The 24,639-nt window shown below is 57.2% G+C and carries 18 protein-coding genes; 14 read left to right on the plus strand and 4 right to left on the minus strand.

Annotated features, from left to right (window positions below; translation table 11 throughout):
* Positions 1-15 precede the first annotated feature (15 nt).
* Positions 16-1,443, minus strand: coding sequence for a tetratricopeptide repeat protein (locus ACNKU7_RS01245; protein WP_418295135.1), 1,428 nt, complete (start codon positions 1,441-1,443; stop codon positions 16-18).
* Between the two features lie 139 nt (positions 1,444-1,582).
* Between ACNKU7_RS01245 and pepB the strand changes: the two genes are divergently transcribed.
* Both pepB and ACNKU7_RS01255 read left to right on the plus strand, forming a co-directional pair.
* Positions 1,583-2,872 carry an aminopeptidase PepB gene (gene pepB, locus ACNKU7_RS01250; protein ID WP_418295136.1) on the plus strand — a complete coding sequence of 430 codons (1,290 nt, stop codon included), beginning with the start codon at positions 1,583-1,585 and terminating at the stop codon, positions 2,870-2,872.
* A gap of 96 nt (positions 2,873-2,968) precedes the next feature.
* On the plus strand, positions 2,969-3,160 hold the full coding sequence (locus ACNKU7_RS01255; RefSeq protein ID WP_418295137.1) for an antitermination protein NusB: 192 nt from the start codon (positions 2,969-2,971) through the stop codon (positions 3,158-3,160).
* A gap of 160 nt (positions 3,161-3,320) precedes the next feature.
* Here the strand turns inward: ACNKU7_RS01255 and ACNKU7_RS01260 are convergent, their stop codons facing one another.
* Complete coding sequence (locus ACNKU7_RS01260; RefSeq protein ID WP_418295138.1) at positions 3,321-4,844, minus strand: UxaA family hydrolase; 1,524 nt, start codon at positions 4,842-4,844, stop codon at positions 3,321-3,323.
* A gap of 242 nt (positions 4,845-5,086) precedes the next feature.
* Between ACNKU7_RS01260 and ACNKU7_RS01265 the strand changes: the two genes are divergently transcribed.
* The 11 genes from ACNKU7_RS01265 to ACNKU7_RS01315 all read left to right on the plus strand — a co-directional run bounded on the left by ACNKU7_RS01265 (position 5,087) and on the right by ACNKU7_RS01315 (position 19,719).
* Positions 5,087-5,824 (plus strand): FadR/GntR family transcriptional regulator, encoded by a 738-nt coding sequence (locus ACNKU7_RS01265; protein ID WP_418295139.1) that lies wholly within the window; start codon positions 5,087-5,089, stop codon positions 5,822-5,824.
* A 297-nt stretch (positions 5,825-6,121) separates the two neighbouring features.
* Positions 6,122-7,561 carry a glycoside hydrolase family 28 protein gene (locus ACNKU7_RS01270; RefSeq protein WP_418295140.1) on the plus strand — a complete coding sequence of 480 codons (1,440 nt, stop codon included), beginning with the start codon at positions 6,122-6,124 and terminating at the stop codon, positions 7,559-7,561.
* A gap of 248 nt (positions 7,562-7,809) precedes the next feature.
* Entirely contained in the window at positions 7,810-10,461 is a 2,652-nt protein-coding gene (locus tag ACNKU7_RS01275; RefSeq protein WP_418295141.1) for a TonB-dependent receptor, read from the plus strand.
* A 143-nt stretch (positions 10,462-10,604) separates the two neighbouring features.
* Positions 10,605-13,115, plus strand: coding sequence for a DUF4861 family protein (locus ACNKU7_RS01280; RefSeq protein WP_418295142.1), 2,511 nt, complete (start codon positions 10,605-10,607; stop codon positions 13,113-13,115).
* A gap of 219 nt (positions 13,116-13,334) precedes the next feature.
* On the plus strand, positions 13,335-14,177 hold the full coding sequence (gene kduI, locus ACNKU7_RS01285; RefSeq protein WP_418295143.1) for a 5-dehydro-4-deoxy-D-glucuronate isomerase: 843 nt from the start codon (positions 13,335-13,337) through the stop codon (positions 14,175-14,177).
* A 67-nt stretch (positions 14,178-14,244) separates the two neighbouring features.
* Entirely contained in the window at positions 14,245-15,039 is a 795-nt protein-coding gene (locus tag ACNKU7_RS01290) for a gluconate 5-dehydrogenase (protein WP_418295144.1), read from the plus strand.
* Between the two features lie 330 nt (positions 15,040-15,369).
* Positions 15,370-15,543, plus strand: coding sequence for a periplasmic nitrate reductase, NapE protein (locus tag ACNKU7_RS01295; protein ID WP_418295145.1), 174 nt, complete (start codon positions 15,370-15,372; stop codon positions 15,541-15,543).
* 123 nt (positions 15,544-15,666) lie between these two features.
* Positions 15,667-16,008, plus strand: coding sequence for a chaperone NapD (locus tag ACNKU7_RS01300; protein ID WP_418295146.1), 342 nt, complete (start codon positions 15,667-15,669; stop codon positions 16,006-16,008).
* Between the two features lies 1 nt (position 16,009).
* Positions 16,010-18,514, plus strand: coding sequence for a nitrate reductase catalytic subunit NapA (gene napA / locus ACNKU7_RS01305; RefSeq protein WP_418295147.1), 2,505 nt, complete (start codon positions 16,010-16,012; stop codon positions 18,512-18,514).
* Positions 18,515-18,531: 17 nt separating this feature from the next.
* The gene (locus tag ACNKU7_RS01310) at positions 18,532-19,032 is read left to right on the plus strand and encodes a nitrate reductase cytochrome c-type subunit (protein ID WP_418295148.1); all 501 of its coding nucleotides are present in this window, start codon (positions 18,532-18,534) and stop codon (positions 19,030-19,032) included.
* A gap of 42 nt (positions 19,033-19,074) precedes the next feature.
* Entirely contained in the window at positions 19,075-19,719 is a 645-nt protein-coding gene (locus tag ACNKU7_RS01315) for a cytochrome c3 family protein (protein WP_418295149.1), read from the plus strand.
* A gap of 118 nt (positions 19,720-19,837) precedes the next feature.
* On the opposite strand, the gene ACNKU7_RS01320 is transcribed toward ACNKU7_RS01315, so the two are convergent.
* Together ACNKU7_RS01320 and uxaC are read right to left on the minus strand one after the other, a co-directional pair.
* A complete protein-coding gene (locus ACNKU7_RS01320; RefSeq protein ID WP_418295150.1) occupies positions 19,838-21,325 on the minus strand; it encodes a mannitol dehydrogenase family protein in 1,488 nt (495 codons plus the stop codon).
* 212 nt (positions 21,326-21,537) lie between these two features.
* On the minus strand, positions 21,538-22,953 hold the full coding sequence (uxaC, locus tag ACNKU7_RS01325; RefSeq protein WP_418295151.1) for a glucuronate isomerase: 1,416 nt from the start codon (positions 22,951-22,953) through the stop codon (positions 21,538-21,540).
* Between the two features lie 441 nt (positions 22,954-23,394).
* Here uxaC and ACNKU7_RS01330 point away from each other — a divergent pair, with 441 nt between their 5' ends.
* Positions 23,395-24,357: a sugar kinase gene (locus tag ACNKU7_RS01330; protein WP_418295152.1), complete on the plus strand. Its 963-nt coding sequence runs from the start codon at positions 23,395-23,397 to the stop codon at positions 24,355-24,357.
* The last annotated feature ends 282 nt before the right edge of the window (positions 24,358-24,639 follow it).

Genomic DNA, 24,639 nt, shown 5'->3' on the forward strand with positions numbered 1-24,639 from the left:
CGCGCCGCGGGGCGGTCAGGCTGTGGCTGGCGCTTCTGCGGCGAGAATCTTCAGCAGTTGCCTCGCCTCACCGGTAACGCGGCTGTTGGGAAACTTCTGCAGCACAAAGGTCAGCAGTTTCCGGCTATTGTCCGTGCGGTTAAATCCGTCCATATAGATTTTGGCCAGCAGCAGGTAGGCCGTATCCAGGCGCGTGTAGTCCGGGTCGCTCTTGTGCAGGTTGTTGATGAGTGCCAGCGCCGGCTTGAACTGGTGCTGGTGATACAGCGCCTCGGCCAGCTGGTGGCGCAGCAGGGACTTGTCGATCACAGGAGCGCCCTGGGTTGCGCTGTGGGTCAGGTACAGCTCCGCTGCCTTGTGCGCCTGGCCGAGATTCACAAACCGCTCCAGCAGGTGTGGTCCCAGTTCACGCAGGGCTTTTTTGTCGTCGATGGCCAGCAGTAGCCGGTAATACCGGTCGTTGAGGGCAATATCGCTGGGGTGCTGGCGCAGGGCCGTCACCAGTTTCTTGCGGGCCTCCTCGCCGCGGCTCTCCCGCAGCAGAATCCGCGCATCGGCCAGCGCCTTGCGCCGCTCAAACTCCTTTTCCTCTAGGAATTCTTCGTCATCAATAACCGCGCTGACGCCCAGTTTCTGCTGCCGTGTCAGGCAGATGTAACCCATCATGGCACTGGTGACGATGGAAAAATAACTGGTGGCAAAGCCAAACACCGGCAGCAGCATCCACTCCGGAAGTCTTTCTGCCACGATCGGCAGCAGGTAGCCAGGCGCTGCGGAAACCGCGCTGGTGGAAAGCCATAGCAGCCAATAGGGCCAGCCGATAATCAGCGTGAACTGCAGCAACTTGAGCGGATTTGCCGCGGCACGCAGGCTGTGCTCAAGCGCCAGCACGATCATTGCCGCGGGTGCCAGCAACGACAGTGCGATGGAGTAAACCTGCACCGCACCCTCCCCGAGCCCCGCCATCAGCACACCGGCCCCACCGGCGATCAGGATCATCCCGATCACCTTGCCCAGCATCGCCCAGCTGCGCCCGTCCTGTGCGTCGCCGTAGGTCGGTGCCTGCAGCTGGCCCCTGGCCAGCTGTTCGATGACCAGCAGGTTGTAGCGGATCACCAGTGCAGTCACCGCCACAATGACAACGATCGAGATCAACCCGAGCCCGGTCATGGCCAGCGCGGCCACCGCGGCGATCGCCGATATGCTCAGCGGCCCCGCTGCCAGCCCGTAGCGAAAAAAGAATGGCGCCATTTGCCAGAATGGCTGCGCCTTGTTACTCGCCCCCACATTGCTCAGGCGCTGGTTACACAGCACGCACTTGGGGGTGGATTTGTAATAGTTGTCTGCCGCGCCGGGTACGCAATCCGTGCAGTAGCCCCTGTGGCATGGCTGGCAGTGCCAAACGCTGTGGGCACCGGAGTGGTAGTTGCAGGACTCGCCCATGGTTACTTCCCTGTAAACGTAAATTCAGTCCTTCGAGTTTATCGGCAGTATCACCGCTGGCGCAAACGACCACTTGTGCGATGCTAAACTGGCCCCCATATCAATGCCTTAACACACTCCAAAACATCAAGGTGTACAGATGACAACAGCGATGCAGGTACGGCTGGAAACCACCGCGGCGGCGGCACAATGGGGCAAGAATGCGCTCCTGAGCTTCAGTGATAACGAGGCGCGCATCCACGCGACCGAGGCCACTGGCGGCACCCTGGTCGCGGTGCAGCGGGCTGCCCGTCGCCTCGACGGCATGGGCGTCACCGACGTCGAACTGACTGGCGCCAACTGGGATATCGAGAGTCGCTGGAGTTTCTGGGCGGGCTATTACAACCCCAACCGCAAGAGCACATTTGCCTGGGGGCTGGATAATGGCGAGGACCTCAAGGAACTGGAGGCCCGCAAGGCCGCGAGCCTGTGGGTGCGGGAAATCACCAACGGCAGCCCGGAAACCGTCTCCCCCCGTGCCCTTGCCGAGAGCGCGGCCGATATGTTGCAGCAGCTGGCCCCGGATGCGGTGAGCTATCGCATAGTCGCGGGCGATGAACTGGTGCAGGAAGGCTTTGCCGGTATCTACAATGTGGGCCGCGGCAGTGTGCGCGAACCGGTCATGCTGCAGCTCGACTACAACCCGACGGGCAATGCCGACGCGCCGGTGGATATCTGTCTGGTGGGCAAGGGCATCACCTTTGATTCCGGTGGCTACAGCATCAAGCCCTCTGCCGGCATGGCTACCATGAAGTCCGATATGGGCGGCGCGGCCATGGTCAGCGGCGGCCTGGCGCTGGCGATAGCGCGGGGACTGCAGAAGCGTATCAAGCTGTACCTGTGCTGTGCGGAAAACCTGATTTCCGGTACCGCGTTCAAACTCGGCGATATCATCCACTACAAAAATGGCGTCACTGCTGAAATCCTCAATACGGACGCGGAAGGGCGTCTGGTGCTGGCGGACGGCCTGATTGCGGCCAGTGAAGAAAACCCGCGCTATATCCTCGATGCCGCAACCCTGACCGGTGCCGCCAAAATGGCCGTGGGCCGGGATTACAACTCGGTACTGAGCTTCGAAGATGAAATGGCGCAGAAGGTGCTGGATGCCGCACGCCTGGAAAATGAAAAAGCCTGGCGCCTGCCGCTGGAGAAGTTCCACCTGGAGCAGATTCCTTCCGGCTTTGCGGAAATAGCCAATATTGGCATCGACGGCAGCCCGGGTGCTTCGACTGCCGCGGCGTTCCTGGCGCGCTTCGTTCGCGACGAAGGGCGCGCGTGGGTACATATGGACCTGTCGGCCTCCTATTCCCCCGCGGCCAACGACCAGTGGGCCCAGGGTGCCAAAGGCCACGGCGTTCGCACCATTGCCAGATTCCTGCTGGACAACTAAGGCTCAGAGCGGAATAGCAGCCCTGCAAGGCGCTCCCGAAGCGCCTTGCTTTTAATGTGCTTTGACAGCGGCGCAGAAACTGTGAGGAGTGAAACCATGGAAGAGTATCAGGTAATGATTCAATCCCGGGAGTGGCTGGTTGGCTGGGGCACGCTCTCGCTTATCAATGCGGGTCTGGCGCAGGGCAAAAATCGCAGCGGACTTTTCTGGTGGATCATCAGCCTGATCTTCGGGCCGCTGGCGACACTGATTATTGTTTTGTTGGGGAAAGTACCCGAAGAGCGTTGAATGCTTTCTCGCGGGTATGGAGATGAGGTTGCGATCTGCTGGAAGTAAACCTGCGCTCTGTCAGTAACGATCTGTTTACCCTGTCGCGATGCTTTGTGAAATTTGTAGAGCACTGCCATAAAAAACCGGCCAAAAGCCGGTTTTTTATGGCGCTCGAGTGTCAAACCACGGCACCGATATGCCAGGGCGCGAATTCGTTGTCGCCGTAGTTGAGCTTTTCACTCGCGCTGCGCTCGCCGGAAGCGATGGAAAGAACATACTGGAAAATGTTCTCACCGCATTCCGCTACGGAATAACGTTTGTCGAGAATACCTCCGCAATCCACGTCCATATCCTCGCGCATGCGCTCAAACAGCATGGAATTGCTGGCCAGCTTGATACTGGGCACCGGCTTGCCACCAAAGGCCGAGCCGCGGCCGGTAGTAAAGCAGACTACATTTGCTCCGCTGGCAACCTGGCCGGTAACCGATACCGGGTCGAAACCGGGGCTGTCCATAAACACCAGGCCTTTCTTGCGCACCTGTTCTGCATAGAGGTAAACATCCTGCAGTGCGGTGGTACCGCCTTTCGCCTGCGCGCCGAGCGACTTTTCGGCGATGGTGGTAAGGCCACCCGCCTTGTTGCCCGGGGATGGATTGTTGTTGAGTTCCACCCCATTCATGCTGGTGTACTTTTCCCACCAGTGAATACGATCCACTAATTTCTGTGCAACCGCAGGGGTGGCGGCGCGGCGGGTCAGCAGGTGTTCGGCCCCGTAGATTTCCGGTGTTTCCGAGTAGATCACGGTACCGCCATTGCGCACCAGTATGTCCGCGGCGGCACCGAGGGCTGCGTTGGCGGTAATGCCGGAATAGGCATCACTGCCACCGCATTGCACCGCCAGGGTCAGTTCTGAAGCCGGCACCGGCTGGCGCTGGCAGGCATTGGCCGCCGGCAGCATGGCGGTGAGGCGCTCGATACCGGCTTCAATCGCGGCACGGGTTCCGCCGAGCTGCTGAATGGTCATTACCTGGAAAGCGTCGCTCTCCTGCAGGCCGGTTTCGCGCATCATGCTGCTGATCTGCATCGCTTCACAGCCGAGGCCAATCAGCAGCACACCGGCGAAATTGGGATGGCGGATATAGCCGTGCAACGTGCGCAGCAGTGTCTGGTAGCCCTCCCCGGAGGTGGACATGCCGCAGCCGCTGTCGTGTCCCAGGGCAACGATACCGTCGATATTTGGGTAGTCGCCCAGTAAACCGCTGTTTTGGAAGTGCGCGGCTACCGCGCGGGAAACCGTTACCGAACAGTTCACCGTGGATACCACGGCCAGGTAGTTGCGCGTGCCCACTTTGCCATTTGGGCGCAGGTAGCCATCGAAAGTGGCGCGCTGCTCGGGGGCAACTAACTCAGTGGGGATATAGTTTTTGCAGAATTCATGTTCCGGGCGGTGGTTGCCGGCTTCGAGATTGTGCTCGTGTACGTGCGTACCCGGCGCAATATCCTCGCGTGCGAAACCGATGACCTGGCCGTACTTGATAATCGCTTCACCCTGGCGGATGAACCGCACACATACCTTGTGCATCGCCGGTATATCGGTAATCAGGGCCAGCATGCTTCCACCCCAGTTCACCAGTGTTCCGGCGGGCAGCGGAGCCTTGCTGACGGCGACATTATCGTCGGAATGAATGTGAATGAGATCCATCTTTTTCTGACTCCGCTTACAGACTAGAAAGGGATCTGTAGCCAGCTGCGGTTATGGTTGTCGTTATGATTGGTCGCAATCTAACACTATATTGGTAAGGCCGCAATCGTAAGTCTAGCGTAATTTGGTAAGACTGAGGTGGAAACAATCGTATTGTGGTGGCTAAACCCCATCTGCTAAACTGCGCCGACATAAATCGGCAACTTTATATATAGATACGATTCTGACACGGGAGTGGCTTAATGCAGGGTGCGCGACTTTATCAGCAAGTGGCGGAGAAGTTGGCCGCCGCGATCGCCGCGGGCGACTATCCCGCGGGTACCCGCTTGCCTGCGGAGCGCAAGCTTGCCGAGCGTTTCGAGGTGAGTCGTCCCACCGTGCGCGAGGCGATCATCGCGCTGGAACTGGCGGGATGTGTAGAAGTTAAGGGTGGTTCCGGTGTCTATGTGACGAGCCAGGAAGTCAGTGGTTTTTCTGCCGGTGAATCCGATATCGGGGCTTTCGAAATCCTGCAGGCGCGGATCATGTTCGAAGGCGAAGCGGCAGGCCTGGCCGCCCGTGAAATGACAGAAGAGGAAGTCACCGAACTGGAGTCCATCCTCCAGGAAATGGTCGCGGAGAACGCGACGGAAGCCACTGCAGAAGTCGCGGATGAGAAGTTCCACCTGCATATCGCCCGCGGCACCCATAATGACGCTGTAGTCTCTGTGTGTGAGCACCTGTGGAAGCTGCGCAACAGTTCCTCGGTTTCTGCGCGAATTCTGGAAAAAGTGCGCCAGACGGGATCCAAGCCCCGTATTGAGGAGCACCGCAAGATTCTGGATGCAATCCGCAAGCGCGATCCCGAAGGTGCGCGTAACGCGATGCGTGATCACCTGCAGCGTGTTGTGCAGCAGTTGCTGGATGCCACCGAGGCCGAGGCACTGGAGGCGGCACGCCGTGAAATGAACGCGGCACGCCAGCGTTTCGCCCTGCCCTGAGATCTTTTTCCGCTATTCTGTCGATGGGCCAGCCGCTCATAAACTGAGCTGGCCCGATTCCCCTGTTATCCCCCACCGCGTTTCCCGCTTGCCTCCGTTCACAGCGCCCCTTGCTGTAGCCTGAATTCCAATCGAATAGGTTCACTTGTGGTGAGTCTTGCCGGCCATTTCATCCCTGTGGATTATTGCCCTGCTTAAATTGGTATGACAGTATTGCCGCAACCTCCATTCTGGTCTTGCCACATTTTCTGGCACTACCGAGTTACTGCATAAAAAAATAAGCCCCGGGAGGCGCCTATGACCGGACTGAACCGGCGAGTTTTTCTGCAATCCCTGATGGCCGCCGCCGTAGTGCCCGCCATTCCCTACCTGATTCCGCAGGCCCTGGCGATGAGCCGCCCGCCACAGGCGCAGTACAGCGGCCCGTGGCGCGCCGTGCCTGAAATACTGTCGTCCATCAAACTGCCGGCAATTCCGGCGCGGGACTTCAACCTGAGGTCGCTGGGTGCCAGGGGTATGGGCGAAGATGCCAGTGCGGCGTTTGCGCGTGCAGTGGAAGAGTGCCGCAGCGCCGGCGGCGGGCGCATCGTCGTCCCGGCAGGCAAGTACCGTACCGGGCCGATTCACCTGGTCTCGAACACGGAACTGCACCTGCAGGAAGGTGCGGAGATTCACTTTATCCCCGAGCCCGAACGCTACCTGCCCGAGGTGAAAACCCGCTGGGAAGGCCTCGAGCTAATGGGCTACTCCCCCCTGATCTATGCCTACCAGTGCGAAAACGTTGCTGTTACCGGCAAGGGATTGATCGATGGTGGAGCCGACTGCGACACCTGGTGGCCCTGGAAGGGCAAAAACGGTAAATGCACACAGAGCTCCGATGATGGCGTGACCCAGCACGCGGCCCGCAAGGCCCTGATGGATGACGCGGAAAAAGGCCTGCCGGTTGCCGATCGTCACTACGGCGAGGGGGCCTACCTGCGCCCGCCGCTGGTGCAGTTTTACGAGTGCAACAACGTCCTGATCGAGGGCGTTACCCTGGAGAACTCCCCGTTCTGGGTGATCCATCCCGTACTGTGTGAAAGCGTCACTGTGCGCGGGGTCACCACCCGCAGCCACGGCCCCAATTCTGACGGCTGCGACCCGGAATCCTGCCGCAACGTGTTGATCGAGGACTGCCTGTTTGACAACGGCGATGACTGCATTGCGATCAAGTCTGGTCGCAACGCCGATGGTCGCCGGGTCAATGTGCCCACCGAAAATGTGGTGGTGCGCAACTGCCAGATGCGCGATGGCCACGGCGGGCTGGTACTCGGCAGCGAAATATCTGGTGGAGTGCGCAATGTTTTCCTCGAGGACTGCGTCATGAGCAGCCCGAACCTGGAGCGCGGCCTGCGGATCAAGACCAACGCCATGCGCGGCGGGAACATTCACGATATCTACGTGCGTAACCTGAGAATCGGCCAGGTCAGGGATGTCATCGTGATCAACTTCTTCTACGAAGAGGGTGACCAGGGCGACTTCGACCCGAATGTTTACAACATCCAGGTCGAAAACCTGGTTTGCGATCAGGCAGAGCGGGCCTTCCATATTCGCGGATTTGCCCGCGCGCCAATTCGCGGGCTGCAGATTTCGAACAGCCGCATCCAGCGGGCCGGCTCCCTGGGTGTGATCGAGGAGGTGACTGGCCTGACCGTTGACGACGTACAAATCAATGGCAAGGCCTTTCAGCCGAGCTGACGCGAACCCCGCTAACCGGCATGAACTGTGGGCGGCTGCCGCAGAGTTTGTGGTCGTCGCCAGCAATTCGGCGCGAAAATCAACGCAATTGGCCAGCTAACCCATCGATACTTCTTGAAATTGGTCAGCCAAAAGTTGCCAGTTGGTAATCCGTGTGCGAAGATCGGCTCGCCTAATAAGTAATAATAAGCGGTAAAACCAAAAAACCGGGTTTTACCAAAATAACGACGATAGCGGAGATGAGAGTCATGAAGACTTTTGAGCTCAAACCCCTCACTCTAGCGATGGCCATAATTGCGGTACCGGCTATAGCTCAGGAAGCCCAGCAAGCAAACAGGGACGACGCCAGCCTGGAAGAAGTTACGGTAACCGCCAGTTACCGCGACAGCCTGTCCAAAGCCCTGGATCAAAAGCGCGATGCGGTAGGTAGTAAAGACACTATTCTGGCGGAAGATATCGCCGATTTCCCTGACCTTAACCTGGCTGAATCCCTGCAGCGTATTCCGGGTGTAGCGATTACCCGCGATGCCGGTGAAGGCCGCAATATTTCTGTACGCGGCCTCGGTGCTCAGTTTACGCGTGTGCGTATCAATGGCCTGGAAGCGATCTCCACCACCGGTGGCGCCGACTCTTCCGGTGGCGCCAACCGCGACCGATCTTTCGATTTCAATACCTTTGCTTCCGAACTCTTCTCAAACCTGACAGTACACAAAACCATGTCAGCGGATTTGGATGAAGGCTCTCTGGGGGCAACGGTGGATCTGAATACCGGCCGTCCGCTGGATATGGCTGATGACTTCACCTTTGCTGCGAACATGCAGTACGGCTACAACAGCCAGTCGGAAGAAGCGAATCCGCGTACTTCGTTCCTGGTCGGTGGCAAAAACGAAGCCGAAACATTTGGCTGGATGGCGTCTTACTCATATTCCGATCGCAACATTCTCGAGCAGGGATTCTCCACAGTACGCTGGACCAAGAGTGAAGAGATCGCCAACTGTTCTGCTTGTGCCGACGATGCCGAGCTGGCCGCGCTGAATGAAGGCTTTTTCCCGCGTATTCCTCGTTACGGAAAATTTGCCCATGAGCAGGAGCGCCAGGGCTTTACCGGCACCCTGCAATTTCGCCCCACCGACCGCACTGAAATCCTGGTTGATTACCTGACCTCGAATTTCGATGCGACCCGGGAAGAAGAGTTTGTTTCCGTCAGTCTCAAAGAAAAGAGCAATTACCCGGAGTTCGACGTAACTGACTACGTTATGGATGGCAGTGGCACCATTACTTCCATGACTGTAGACAATTACGATCTGCGCGTTGAACATCGTTACGATGAACTGGAAACCGAATTCGAGCAGTTCTCGATCCGCGCATCCCACGACTTCACCGACCGCCTGCGCGGTGACGTATTGTGGGGCTCCTCCGAGTCCAATTTCAGCAACCCGACGCAGACTACCGCCATCGTGGATGCAATTGATGTACAAAACACTTTCTCCTATAACGCGACGACTGCTGGTGGCAGCATCGACTTCGCCGATTTCGATACTTCAAATCCGGCAAATTTTGACTTTGTAGAGCTTCGTCACCGTCCGAATACTGTAGACAACACATTTGATACCGTTGCCTTCAACCTCGAATTTGACCTGACCGAAGAACTCAGCCTGAAAGGCGGTGTGTCGCAGAAGAGCTTTGAGTTTGACGTGCAGGAAATGCGTGCCGGACCAAAATTCAGCGGCATTTCCGCTACCGAGCTGCAGGGCCGTAGCACCAGCATGAATGGCGTTACCTGGTTTTCCCCCGATGTGGATTCCACTCTTGCAACTTACGCCGACGCAGTTGCTGACAGTATGGCTCCTCGTGCCCAGGATATCCGCAATGTGAAGGAAGACAGCACCGGCTACTATGTGCAGCTGGGTTGGAACAGCGAAATTGGCGGGATGCCGTTGCGCGGCAATGTGGGTGTGCGCAGGGTTACCACCGAGGTGGATTCCAGTGGCCTGACCGACCTGGATGGCGAATTGATCGGCGTGAACGTGGTGAACGAATACACTGATACGCTGCCGTCCCTGAACCTGGCGCTGGATGTACACGAAGACATGGTTGTGCGTTTTTCTGTTGCCGATGTCATGGCGCGCCCGTCGCTGGGCTCCCTGACTCCGGGGGGTAGCATCGACCAGTTCAACGGCGCGGTGAAATACGGTAACCCGAATCTGGATCCATTCCGCGCGCGTGCTTACGACGTGTCTTACGAATGGTACTTCTCTGACGACGCCGTATTCGCGGCCGCCTATTTCTACAAAGATATAGACTCCTTCATTACTTCCACTACCGATACCAATCGCCGCTGGGCCGAAACCGGTCTGGATGCTTCCCTGCTGCGGAATGAAGGTTCCAATGGCGTGGACGATCTCTGGGATATTTCCCGTAACGTCAACGGCGACGGTGGTGAGCTGAACGGTATCGAGCTGCAGTACCAGCAGGTGTTCTTCGACAATTACGGTCTGTTGCTGAACTACACCTACGTCGACTCGGAAATGAACTACGCCAAACCTGGCGAAGAACCGATTTACGACGTGCTTACCGGTATGTCCAAGAATACCTACAACGCCACCGTCTACTACGAGAACGAAGACTTCAGTGCGCGTGTCTCCTACTCCAAGCGCGATGATTACCTGACCCAGTCTCCGGCTGCCGTTCGCAATGACAACGACAAGGAGTACACCGAAGGCACTGCCAACATCGACTTCGTGGCAAGCTACAACGTAAACGACAACTGGAAACTGAGCTTCGAGGGCATCAACCTCACCAACGAGCCGAACCGCCAGATGATCGATACTGCAGGCCGCATCGTGGTGGATCACACCACTGGTCGTCAGTACTACGTCGGTGCGCAATACAAGTTCTGATTGGATTTACCGATACAGAATGATGTAGTAACGGCTGGGTGCAGGAATTCTGCCGGTGGAAACACCGGCGTGTGGATTCGCAATCGCACCCGGCCGTTTTTCGATTCCATTACAGAATAAAACCCGAATTCGTGGAGAAGTCTGTGAAACTGTCTGAGAAGTCCAATCGCAATATCGGCGTGAATGCCGCGGCATTTGCTCTGGCGGTCGCCACGCTGACTGCCTGTGGCGAGAAATCAGAAAAATCCAGTCAGGAAGGTGCCGCAGCAGCTGCTACTGGGGCCGCAAGCACGATCGCAACCCTGGAACTTTCCAATCCGTCTGGTTTTCCTCGTGTGGATGAGGCGGTTTACCTCAGTTACTACGAACTCGGTCTCGAGCAGGGATTCGCATCACCAATAGCGGTGTGGAACCAGGCGGACGTCATTCCGGTTCAGGCGATCGATAAGGATGCGGATGGCAGCAGGGACGGCATTTTGTTCACAGTGGATGTCGCTGTGGACGAGACCCTGAAACTGCGCATCGCAAAGGCGGATGCTCAGCCATTGCAGAGCGCCAAGCGCACACAGGCGGAAATATCGCACAAAGTGGGCGGCGAATGGAAAGAGCGCGAATACCTCGGTGGCAGTTTCCAGAATGTGAACGTGCTGGAAGTACCTGCAGAGCACACAGATCATTCATGGTACATCCGTTACGAAGGTCCGGGTATTGAGTCCGACCTCGTCGGTTACCGCGTGTACCTGGACTGGCGCAACGGTTTCGATATTTTTGGCAAGCAAACCCGCGAGCCGGTACTCCACGGCGTGGGGCAGGACGGGTTTGATTCCTACCACGAACCTGCAGACTGGGGCATGGACATCCTCAAGGTCGGCAGTGCCCTCGGTGTTGGTGGTTACGGCTACTGGGATGGCGAAAAAGTCATTCGTGTAAGTGATGTGCAGGACTGGCGTGCTGAAATTACCGAAAATGGCAATCTCTACTCCGCCTTCAAAATCGACTACACAGGCTGGAAACCAGTCGAAGACAAGCGGACCGATCTTTCTGCGGTACTGTCCATGCATGCAGGCAGTCGCCTGGTGGAAGTGAATGCAAAAACCAGCGAAGAGCTGGATAACCTGGTGGCCGGTATCGTCAATCACCCGGGTACTGAGCTGATTGTTGGTGACATGGATATCACCGGCCATGCCTGGACCTATATCGGTACCTATGGTGCGCAGAGCCTCGACGGCAGCAATCTGGGTATGGCGGTGCTGGCGAAGCGTAAGGCCATCGACGAAGTGACCAGCGACGAGCACAACCAGGTGGCGATCCTCAAGCCGGCGGACAAGGAAATACAGTATTACTTTGTTGCAGCCTGGGAAAAGGAGGTGGCAAGTGAGCATGGCCCGATTACCAGCAAAGCCGAGTTTGAAACTTACCTGAAACAGGAAGCGGAAAAACTCACCAAGCCCCTGCGCCAGCGCCTGACCACTGCGGCCAGCGAAGCGGAAACCAAGCAGCCACTCACCGCTGAGGTGGCACTGGAATGGAGCAAGCGTTTAGCGGATTCAGAATTGCAGCGCAAAACCCTGGACTACGCCTTTGGTGGGTTCGACCATATCCGCAAGCGCCCGTCCTACTTTGAATACACCACTGGCATGGTGATGCAGGCCTACGATGAACTGAACCAGGTGGCACCGGAAACCCGCTACAGCGACGCGGTGAATACGGTAATGGGCTCATTCGTAAACCCGGATGGCAGTATCAACGGCTATGAACAGGACAAATACAACATCGACAGCATCCGTGCCGGCACCGTGCTGTTGCGCATGTATGAGCGCAATCAGGAGCAGAGCTACAGGAAAGCCGTAGACACACTCTATGAGCAGCTGGAGCACCATCCTCGCACCTCTGAGGGTGCCTTCTGGCACAAGAAGCGCTATCCGTATCAGGTATGGCTGGATGGCGTGTACATGGGTATTCCGTTTCTCGCCCAGTACGAACAGCTGATGCACGACGACCCGGATGTTGCTGAAGTGCTGGCGGAATTCAAATTGGTGCACAAGCGCCTGAAAGACCCGGAGACCGGTCTCTACTATCACGCGTGGGATGAAAAGCGCGAGCAGGAGTGGGCCGACAAGGAAACCGGACATTCCGGTTACCACTGGGCCCGCGGCATGGGCTGGCTGGCGATGGCATTGGTGGATGTGCTGGATTACCTCCCACAGGAAAATGCGGAAGAGCGCCAGTACCTGCTGGATATGATCGCCGAAATTGCACCGGTCATCGAGCAGTACCAGGATCCAGAAACCGGTACCTGGTGGCAGATCATCGACAAGCCCGGCGAGCGCGGCAATTACCGTGAGTCCACCGCCAGCACCATGTTCACCTATTTCTACGCCAAGGCGCTGAACCAGGGCTATCTGCCAAAAGACAAATATCTGGAGACCGCCAAAAAAGCCTATCAGGGGCTGCTTGATGAGTTCGTGCAGGTACACGCCGATGGCACCATCAGCATTACCGACATGTGCCAGGTTGCAGGTCTCGGCTATGGCCGCGATGGCAGCTACGAGTACTACATGAGCGAGCCGATCTACGACGACGATCCCAAGGGCACTGCGCCGTTTATTACGTCCGGCGTTGAGATGTACAAGTTGTTGCAGTCTGAATCTTAAAACTTTCGCTATAGCAGGTAGGTTCGTAGCCGAAAGGAAGATTTGAAGGCTTTGATGGCCGGGGCCTACTCGAGAGACCGTCTGCGGCCAGGACGGCCGCAGCCGAGCCCCCATGGATGGGTTTACGGCGTGTCTCTCGAGTAGGCCCCGGGTAGCAAAGCCGCCACTGATATCACTACGAAGCTTCACCTGTGAAGATGTATAAATACGGGGCCGATCATGACCACTACATTTGAAGAACGTTTTGCCAGTCACCCGGCAGACTATGTGCAATACGACACCGAGCGCCTGCGCGATGAATTCCTGGTACCGAAACTCTTTTCAGCGGATACCGTGCACCTGACTTACAGCCACGTTGACCGCATGATGATCGGTGGTGTCATGCCAGTCGATACCGAGGTCAAACTGGAAACGGTCGACGCGCTGAAATCCGACTATTTTCTGGAGCGCCGCGAGCTGGGCGTTATCAATATCGGCGCTCCGGGCTGTGTCGAGGTGGACGGTACCGTCTATGAAATCGGCACCAAGGAAGCACTGTATGTGAGTCGCGGCTCTCAGGACGTGAAGTTTTCCAGCAACAGCAAATCCGCACCGGCGAAATTCTACATCCTGTCGACACCCGCCCACCGTGAGTTCCCGACCCGTAAAGTGGGGCAGGGGGATGCGCAGGTCATCGAGCTGGGTGCGTCCGAAACCTGCAACAAGCGCACGCTGCGCAAACTGCTGGTGAAAGATGTACTGGAAACCTGCCAGCTGCAGATGGGCATGACTGAACTGGCGGCGGGCAGCTGCTGGAACACCATGCCCTGTCATACCCACAGCCGCCGCATGGAAGTCTACATGTATTTCAATGTGCCCCAGGATCAGGCGGTATGTCACTTCATGGGGCCTCCCCAGCAGACTCGCGCCATATGGATGGCGAACGAGCAGGCGGTTATCTCGCCGACCTGGTCATTGCACTCCGGCGTCGGTACCAGCAACTACACCTTTATCTGGGGTATGGCTGGAGAGAATCACGATTACGACGATATGGATAAAGTACAGCCAAACGAGCTTCGCTGATCCAAAAAAAATACATGTTTGCCAGAAGCCTTCAAGCCGGTTGCTGGCAAGAAATTAGAGGTGCGTTATGTCCAAGTCACTGTTTGACCTCAACGGAAAACTAGCGCTGGTAACCGGTGCTACCCACGGCCTGGGTATGGCAATGGCCGAAGGCCTCGGGAACGCCGGTGCAAAGCTCGTTATCACCGGTCACTCCTCGCAGGAAAAACTCGACGCTGCGGTTGCCACATTGCGTGAGAAGGGCCTCGATGCCCACGGCTACCTGTTCAATGTTACCGACGAGCCTGTAGTCAATGACATGGTCGGCGTGATCGAACAGGAGCAGGGAGCGATTGATATCCTGGTAAACAATGCGGGAATCATTCGGCGCGTACCACTGCTGGAGATGGAACTGTCCGAGTGGAATAAAGTTCTGGATACCAACCTTACCGGCGTGGTGACCATGACCCGACCGGTGGTACGGCGCATGATTGAGCGCGGCGCGGGCAAGATCATCAACATCTGCTCCATGATGAGTGAGTTGGGGCGCGATTCTGTTTCGGCCTATGCCGCGGCAAAAGGCGGCCTGAAAATGCTGACGCGCAATATGGCCACCGAATGGGCGCGCCACAACATCCAGGTGAACGGTATTGGTCCTGGCTACTTCGCGACTGCCCAGACCGCACCCATCCGTGTGGATGGCAATCCGTTCAACGACTTTATTATCAATCGCACGCCGGCAGGTCGCTGGGGTAACCCGGAGGACCTGCAGGGGGCAGCCGTATTCCTCTCCAGCGAGGCGAGCAATTTCGTGAATGGCCAGATCGTCTATGTCGATGGTGGAATCCTCGCCACCATTGGCAAGCCAAGCAACGAAGCTTAACGCCGCCCTGCAATGGTCTGATGGAAGCCTGGTGCGCTTCCATTACAGCAACCGTCAATAACGTCACTATCGCATTGCCGGGCCCTGCCCGGCTTTTTTATGCCGCTACCACCCTCCAGCATACTTCGTGTCCGCTAACCCATAATCCTGTGCTGACTCTCGCGCTTTCCATGTCAAATTATCCCTGTGTTGCTTGCGGTGGGTCTTAGCCTTTCTAGACTGAAGGAAGAGAGCGAGAAGCGGCGCGTGAATCCCTGTGTAGCCCATACAGCATTCGGGCATATCCAGCGCTGGCTTCATTTCATTTGGCAATGAAGCAGGTATTTCATCTTGGCCAAAATCGATCAGCAGGAGATGGCAGCGCACAAACGCCGGGAGGGACGGCTGGTGCTGTTTATTCTGGTTTTTCTCTTTCCGCTGCTGGCCGTGGCCATTGTTGGTGGCTACGGATTTTTCATCTGGATCATGCAGATGATCTTTGGTCCACCTGGGCCACCGGCATAATCCCCAGGCTCTACTCCGTTATTCAGTCAAGTGTGATGCGGTGACTCCTCTCCGAAAGGCTATTGCCGAAGCATTCCGGTCTGGGGCGTCGTTAAACGCGCCCGGAAAATTGGTAGGTAAGAAATGCCCTGTTCCGAATCAGAAACAGACGATGGAAAGGCGCTGCACATTGTCAGCCTGATCGCTCATGTACTTCCGCAACGACAAGCCGCGGTCAGTGCATGGATAGAGCGCCAGCCCCAGCTGGATATCCAGCTGTCCACGCCTGAGGGAAAGCTGGTTTTGCTTTTAGAGGCTGGAGACCGCTTTGAAATCAATGACCGGATTGCCAGCATCCGCGACCGGCAGGGGGTGGTGAATGTTGTGATGGTCTATCACCGGGAAATGCCACTCGCCGAGGCAGGGGACTTTCTGGTGGAAGATGCTGCAGACCCACAGCCCGTGAAAATTCTGGGAGATGAATAGCATGGCCATTACCCGACGCGAATTTACCCGGGCCAGCGCACTGGCGGCTGCGGCAACAGCAGCCGGCCTGGCCGTTCCGGCCAGCGCTCAAAACCTCATCGCCAAAGGTGACAGCAACGAACTGAAATGGAGTAAGGCACCCTGCCGATTCTGTGGTACCGGCTGTCATGTCATGGTGGGCACCAAGGGCAATCAGGTAGTGGCCACTCACGGTGACATCAAAGCGGAAGTCAATCGTGGCCTGAACTGTGTAAAAGGTTATTTCCTGTCAAAAATCATGTACGGCAGCGACCGCCTGACCAAGCCGCTGTTACGCATGAAGAACGGCCGCTATCACAAAGACGGAAAGTTCACCGAAGTCTCCTGGGATCGCGCTTTCGATATCATGGAGGAAAAGTACAAGACGGCGTTGAAAGAGCATGGCCCCGAATCGATCGGCATGTTCGGTTCCGGGCAGTGGACCGTCTGGGAGGGCTACGCCGGCAGCAAGTTCATGAAGGCCGGCTTGCGCAGTAACAATATCGACCCGAATGCGCGGCACTGCATGGCCTCCGCCGTCATGGGTTTTATGCGTTCTTTCGGCATCGATGAGCCCATGGGCTGTTACGACGATATCGAAAATGCGGATGCATTTGTGCTGTGGGGATCAAACATGGCAGAAATGCACCCGATTCTGTGGAGCCGGGTAACGGATCGCCGCTTGTCTCATCCCGGCAGTAAGGTAGCGGTCCTGTCTACCTATGAACACCGCAGTTTCGAACTGGCGGATATACCCATCATATTTACCCCACATTCCGACCTGCTCATCCTGAATTTCATTGCCAACTACATCATCGAGAATGGCAAGGTAAACCAGGACTTCGTCAAGAAACATACCCGCTTTGTGCGTGGGCAGACCAACATCGGTTACGGCTTGCGGGATGAGCACGAGCTGGAGGTCAAGGCTGAAGGCCGATCCAAGGCGAATACCTGGACGGACATGAGCTTTGAAGAATATGCGGACTTCGTCAAAGAGTTCACGCTTGACCGGGTTGCGAAGGAAACTGGCGTTCCCGAGGAGCGACTCACCGAGCTGGCGGAGCTCTATGCCGATCCCAAAGTCAAAATCATGTCGTTCTGGACAATGGGCTTCAACCAGCATACCCGCGGCGTGTGGGCCAATAACCTTTGTTACAACATTCACCTGTTGACCGGGAAAATCTCCAGTCCCGGTAACAGTCCGTTTTCACTTACCGGGCAGCCATCGGCCTGTGGAACCGCGCGGGAAGTCGGCACTTTCGCCCATCGGCTGCCCGCGGATATGGTGGTCACAAACCCGAAGCACCGCGCAACGGCAGAAAAAATCTGGAAATTGCCGGCGGGCACAATTCCCGAAAAGCCGGGGTTTCATGCGGTTGCCCAGAGTCGGGCCCTGAAGGATGGAAAACTCAGGGTCTACTGGACCCAGGTGACAAACAATGCCCAGGCCGGCCCGAATTTGATGGAAGAGCTGTTGCCGGGCTGGCGCAACCCGGACACGTTCATCATTGTTTCCGATGTGTACCCGACAACCTCTGCACAGGCTGCCGATCTTATTCTGCCATCGGCCATGTGGGTGGAAAAAGAAGGCGCATATGGCAATGCTGAGCGCCGTACTCAATTCTGGCATCAGCTGGTCAAGCCGCCGGAAGGCGCAAAGTCCGATCTCTGGCAGCTGGTGGAATTCTCCAAACGGTTCAAGACCGACGAAGTTTGGCCCAAAGATCTTTTGGATAAAGCACCGGAGTACAAGGGCAAGACCCTGTACGACGTGCTCTATGCCAATGGCAAGGTAAACCGCTTCCAGAATTCCGAGCGGGATGCGGAGTACAGCAATGACGAAGCGGATGATTTCGGCTTTTATATTCAGAAGGGGCTTTTTGAGGAGTACGCGGAGTTTGGCCGCGGCCACGGGCACGATCTTGCGCCATTCGATCGCTACCATCAGGAGCGCGGTCTGCGCTGGCCCGTAGTCAATGGCAAGGAAACCCTCTGGCGGTTCCGCGAGGGTTACGACCCTTATGTGAAAAAAGGTTCGGGAGTTCAGTTTTATGGCTATGAAGACGGCCGCGCGCGCATATTTGCACTGCCGTATGAACCCCCGGCGGAATCCCCGGATAAGGAGTATCCCTTCTGGCTGTGTACCGGACGTGTGCTTGAACACTGGCACACGGGGTCAATGACCCAACGGGTACCGGAGCTGTTCCGGGCGGTACCCTATGGCCTTGTGTATATGAATGCAGACGATGCGAAAGCGCAGGGCTTCCGGCGCGGAAGTGAGGTCAAGGTCATCAGTCGCCGCGGGGAAATGGTTGGTCGGGTGGAGACCCGCGGGCGGATCATGCCGCCCGCAGGGCTGGTGTATGTACCCTTCTTTGATGCCGAGCGGCTGATCAACAAGGTCACGCTGGATGCGACAGATCCGATTTCCAAACAGACGGACTTCAAAAAATGCGCGGTTCGTCTGGAACTGGTTAATCTGGCGTAGGCGCCCGAGGTGAGATCATGAACAGAAAGCAGGTATTTGCCGCAGTCGCGGCAGTTATCATCCTCGCGTGCGGTTTGGCCACGATCGCCGAGCAGTTCCCGCCCACGCCGGGACCTGACGGCATCCGCAAGGGCGGAACGCTCTTTGAGGAACTTACCCCGCAACAAATAGCCGATCCGGTAAATGCGCAAGAAAAGCGGGTTCGAGCCTACCCGGAGCAGCCACCCACCATCCCGCATACCATTCGCGATTATCAGATCGACAAAAACAATAATCGCTGCCTCGACTGCCACACGCGCATCCAGACCGGTGTCAGTGGGGCACCCATGATCAGTATTACGCATTTCATGGATCGGGATTTCCAGGTTTTGGCAACCGTAGCGCCAAGACGTTACTTCTGTCTGCAATGCCACGTACCGCAAACCAGCGCGAAGCCACCGGTGGGTAACACTTTCCAGGATGTGGATATTCTTATGCGCAACCAGAAAGGCAAGCAGTCCTCCGAGAGCGGAGAGTAGGCCTGGTGAGGTGCGAAACAAGCAAGCTGCGGGAAGTGTGTAATGATCAAATGGGTTAAAAGCTACTGGCAGACGCTGCGCGAACCACCGATCGCATTCAGCCTTGGTTTTCTACTGTTATCTGGCTTTATTGCCGGGATCATATTCTGGGGCGGTTTCAACACCGCACTGGAAGCGACCAATACGGAGAAATTCTGTATCAGCTGCCACGAGATGCACGACAATGTGTATCAGGAACTGAAAGGTACGGTGCACTGGACAAACCGCTCCGGCGTACGTGCTACCTGCCCGGACTGCCATGTGCCCCATGAATGGACGCACAAAATAGCGCGCAAAATGCAGGCGTCAAAAGAAGTCTGGGGCAAGATTTTCGGGACGATAAATACCCGCGAAAAGTTTCTCGACAAGCGTCTGGAGCTGGCCAAGCACGAGTGGGCGCGGCTGAAAGCTAACGATTCACTCGAATGCCGCAATTGCCACGACTTCGAATATATGGACTTCAGCGTGCAGAGTGAACGGGCGCGGCGCCTGCACTCCACGCAGCTGGCTACCGGTAATGCGACCTGCATCGACTGCCACCGCGGCATCGCCCACCAGTTGCCGAATATGGCCGATGAGGATGCGTGGGGGCCAGACAATCCCGAGCACGACAACAGCGAATTTCCATCCGAGGATAAACCGGAGTAGCGCCAATCTTCGGCAGCAAAAAAAAAGCCCGCGGCATTCACCGCGGGCCTGAATAATGCTCGAATACTGGAGATTCAAGCGATGACTACAAAAACAAGAATGATCCAAACAGAATTATTTACACAGCGCTGAAGCGTTCGCGTACACAAGCCAGGGTGCCATTTTCGGAAAGCTTTTCCAGCCATTCGGCCACCGCTTCCTGCAGGCGCTCGTTGTGGCGGAGGTCATCGCCAAATACCGGGGTAAAAGCGAGGAAAGCCGCAGTCAGTGCGTGGGGATTGCCGGACTGATGGTCGTGCAGCTCTTTCAGCTGCGCCGCCAGAGGGTCTGAAACCTCAATTGCATTTCCGGATTCATCTACGGCGGACACGTAGCGGATCCAGTTGGCGAGGGCAAAGCTCAGCACATCGATCGGACCCTGAGTTTCCAGCTGGTGACGGAGGGTGCCCAGCCAGCGCTGGGGAATCTTCTGCGAGCCGTCCATCGCGATCTGCCAGGTGCGGTGCCGCAGCGCGCGGTTTTCAAATCGTTCAATCAGCTGTGCCTGATAGGCGGCAACATCAAAATCCGTTGGCACCTCGATGGATGTCGTGGCCTCGGTCTTCATAAAGTGCAATGCCAGCTTGTTGAATGCCGGCTCCGCCATCACCTCGGCAACGGTCTCAAAGCCCGCGAGATAGCCGCTGTACGCCAGCATGGAGTGGCTGCCGTTCAGCAGGCGCAGCTTGATCAGCTCATAGACCTCTACATCGTCCACAAAGGTCGCGCCGGCCTTGTCCCAATCCGGGCGGCCGCGCAGAAAATTGTCTTCTACTACCCATTGTGAGAAAGGCTCCGCCATCACCGCCGCCTCATCGCGACAGCCCAGTAACGCTTCCAGCTCATCGCGGTCTGCGTCAGTCGTCGCGGGTACAATGCGGTCGACCATGGTCGCAGGAGTAGTCGTATTATCCGCGATCCACGCCGCAAGCTCGGCGTCAACCTGTTGCGCATACTGCACCAGCACGCGGCCCAGCAGCTTGCCGTTGGACGGCAGGTTATCGCAGGACAGAACGGTAAAGCCCGGCAGGCCACGCGCCTTGCGTAACTTCAGCGCACCGACGATAAAACCCAGTGCGGATTTAGGCTGCCCGGGATTTTCCAGGTCGTGCACCACATCCGGATGCTGCGGGTTCAGGTTACCGCTGGCGGGGTCGTGACAATACCCCTTCTCGGTAATGGTCAGGGAGACGATCCGAATTTCTTCGCGCGCCAGCAACTCCAATAGCTGCTGCGGGCTTTCCGGGGCTACATACACATCGCTTACGGCACCGATGATCTGCACCTTGGTGCCGGCATTGGATTTTTCCACTAAGGAGTACAGGCCGTTTTGCGGCACCAGCTGATCGCGCACACCGGGGGAGCGCAGGCTCGCGCCGATAATGCCCCAGCTATTCTCCCCGGCGGCAATACGGTTTTCGGTGTACCACGCCTGGTGCGCGCGGTGGAATGCGCCGATGCCCAGATGCACGATGCCGGGAGTGACTTCATTGCGGTCGTAGGCGGGTTTGATGACCTCGGGAGGGAGGTTTTCGAGAATGCTGTTGTTGAGTCTTTCTTGGCTCATATTTTTCTACTCGGTTGAGCGAATTCGTATTCGCTTACGAAGTAACGCGGCTGAATTTAAGCAGGAGTGCCGGGGATATGTTTTCAGAAGCGTCGCAAACAGGATGTTTGCGACGCAGCGCCCAGGGATGGGTTCACAGCGGTTCTGAAAACATATCCCCGGTGCTCCGGCGCCACTGAACTAGCAACAGAGCACCAGAGCACGGATTAGAATCAGAGCTTGTAGGCTTTCTTCGCCAGATTGTAGGCGAGGTCCGCGGCCAGTTCGAAGGCTTCGTCTTCCTGCAGGCGGTGGTCCGCGACCAGTTGTGCCAGCCAGGTGCAGTCCATACGGCGTGCCACATCGTGACGGGCGGGAATGGACAGGAACGCGCGGGTGTCATCATTGAAGCCTACGGTATTGTAGAAACCAGCGGTCTCGGTCACCTGCTCACGGAAACGACGCATGCCTTCCGGGCTGTCGTGGAACCACCAGGCCGGGCCCAGCTTCAGCGCCGGGTAGTGACCTGCCAGCGGCGCCAGTTCGCGGCTGTAGCTGGTTTCATCCAGGGTAAACAGAATGATGCTCAGGTTTGGCTCATTACCCACCGCTTCCAGCAAAGGCTGCAGCGCGTGCACATAGTCGGTCTGGGAAGGAATGTCACAGCCCTTATCGCGGCCGAAGCGCTCAAACACCACCTTGTTATGGTTGCGGAACGAGCCCGGGTGAATCTGCATCACCAAGCCATCCTCAATGCTCATGCGCGCCATCTCGGTCAGCATCTGCCCGCGGAACAGCTCCGCATCGGCCGCGCTGCAATTGCCATCGCGCACTTTCATAAACAGCGCTTCTGCTTCCGCCGGCGACAGGTTCGCAGTAGTGGCAGTGGGGTGGCCGTGGTCGGTCGAGGTCGCGCCCATCTTTTTGAAGAATTCCCGGCGATTGCGCAACGCCGCCAGGTAGCCAGCCCAGGAAGAGGTATCTTCACCGGTGATTTCCGCCAGCTGCGCCAGGTTATCCACAAAGCCTTCAAATTCCGGATCGAGCACAGGATCCGGGCGGAAGGCGGTGATCACGCGACCTTTCCAGCCACTGTCCAGGATCTTCTGGTGATGGCGCAAGTCGTCCAGCGGCGACTCGGTGGTAGCAATCACCTCGATATTGAAACGCTCAAACAGTGCGCGCGGCAGGAACGCCGGCTGGCGCAGGTAACTGTCGATACGCTCGTAGTATTCCTGGGCGGTGTCGCCATTAAGCTGCACATCCAGCTCGAACACATCGTGAAAAACGGTATCCAGCCAGGTGCGCGATGGTGTACCGCGGAACAGGTAGTAGTTTTCCGCAAAAATCTGCCAGATCTTGCGAGGATCCTGTTCAACCGGCGTGCCGTCGTGGGTGCGGATGCCCAGACTCTCCAGCGGAATACCCTGGGAATAGAGCATGCGGAATACATAGTGATCCGGGCGGATCAGCAGATTGGTCGGATTACCGAAAGGCTGGTTGTCGGCAAACCAGGAAGGATCCGTGTGTCCATGTGGGCTGATGATCGGCAGATCCTTGACGCTCTCGTAGAGCTTGCGCGCGATATCCCGGCTGACCTTATCGGCCGGAAACAGACGGTCGGGATGCAGAATCAGGGGGCGTGTCATTTCGGATGCTTCCAGATTTTCGGGTTGTTTTTGGGGTGGCCGGAGTTAAGCGTCCAGCCCCTGTTTATTCTTGTATGTTCTCATCGCCACTTAGGCAATCATGCCTATGCGCAACTGTCGTCCCTGATCGAGTTTAAATGTGGGGTACAACAGGGAAAAAGGCCGGCTCCCTCGGCGACGGCCTGTAGGGAGCGGGCGGTGTGCGCCAAAACTGGGGAAAAGGAAGCCCAAACCAGCTTCAATAACCCAATGCGCCAGGCGATGGAGAAAACCCCAGTGCATCAACAGCACCGAGTGTTGTCATGGTGCCAAAAATTGGTTATACCAGTCAACCATTCTGGTAAGGCATTTTGTCTGCAGCCCTGATAGCCTTTACTATTCGGGGCGCGTGGTCATGGAAGCCAAAAGATAACAAGCACAAATGTACAGCGGGAGAGTCGAGTGAAACTGGCGGCACTGGGAGAGGTAATGGTTGAGCTGGCACCGCAGGTGGCGGGCCAGGCAGGCGAGCAGGGGCGTGCGCTGTTGCGTCAGTCCTACGCCGGAGACACCTATAACACCGCGGTGTATGCCGCCCGTTACGGCGTATCAGTCAGTTACGTAACCCTGCTGGGGGATGACCCCTACAGTGAGGAAGTACTCACCCGGCTCGAAGGTGAAGGCATCGATACCAGCGCCATCGCGCGCTTGCCGGGGCGCTGTCCCGGACTCTACATGATCCAGAATACCGCTGATGGCGAGCGTTACTTCACCTACTGGCGCGGCGAGGCACCAGCGCGGGAACTGTTTGCCGATCCAGTGCGTCGCGAACTGCTGAAGGCGCATCTGCTCCAGATGGCTTGCCTGTACCTTTCCGGTATTACCCTCGCAATTATGACCGCCAGCGCCCGCACTGAGCTGCTCGGTTTCCTGCGCGAATACCGCGCCGCCGGCGGCCGCGTGGCCTTCGACAGCAACTACCGCCCCCGCCTGTGGCGCTCGGCGCAAGAGGCCCGTGAAGTGGTCGCGGCCTTTATGGCAGTCACCGATATGGCACTGCTCACCTTCGAAGACGAGCAGGCCCTGTGGGGCGATATAGACGTTGCAGAGTGCCTGCAGCGCAACCGTGGTCACGGCATGGCAGAGCTTGTGATCAAGCGCGGTGCCGAACCGGTACTGTTGCACTACGAGGGTGAACTTACCGCCGTCGGTGTGCCACCAGTGGCGCTGGTCGTGGATACCACCGGCGCTGGCGACTCCTTCAATGCTGGCTATCTGGCGGCGAGGTTGCAAGGTACGAGCCCGGAGGCATCCATTGCCGCAGGTAATCGCTGTGCCGCACAGGTCATCGGTTACCGGGGCGCCATCATCCCGCTGCCTGAATTTGTGAGCGCGGCGCAGTCGTCGGCGCCGGAAGCCTGTTGAGTGACTCTCATCGCAGGTTAAAAAGACGTTGAGTTGGCGCTATATTCATCTTTAGTGCGGGCCGAGCCTTTGGGCTCCCCCCTGCACCCCTTTTCTGCGAAAACCACGATCAGGGAATGGGCGCCATTGCATTGCGCCGCCTGACCGCTGTCGATACAATGGCCTGACCAGTTTGGTCTTCCGCTGGCGATGAGCAGCAGCAAGCACCAGAAAACCTGTAAATCGATAAGAAATAAATCGCAGGTAAAACGATGATGATAACGAGAAGGTTCTTTCGTTGGC

Source organism: Microbulbifer weihaiensis, from assembly GCF_048323715.1.
Classification (GTDB): Bacteria; Pseudomonadota; Gammaproteobacteria; order Pseudomonadales; family Cellvibrionaceae; genus Microbulbifer.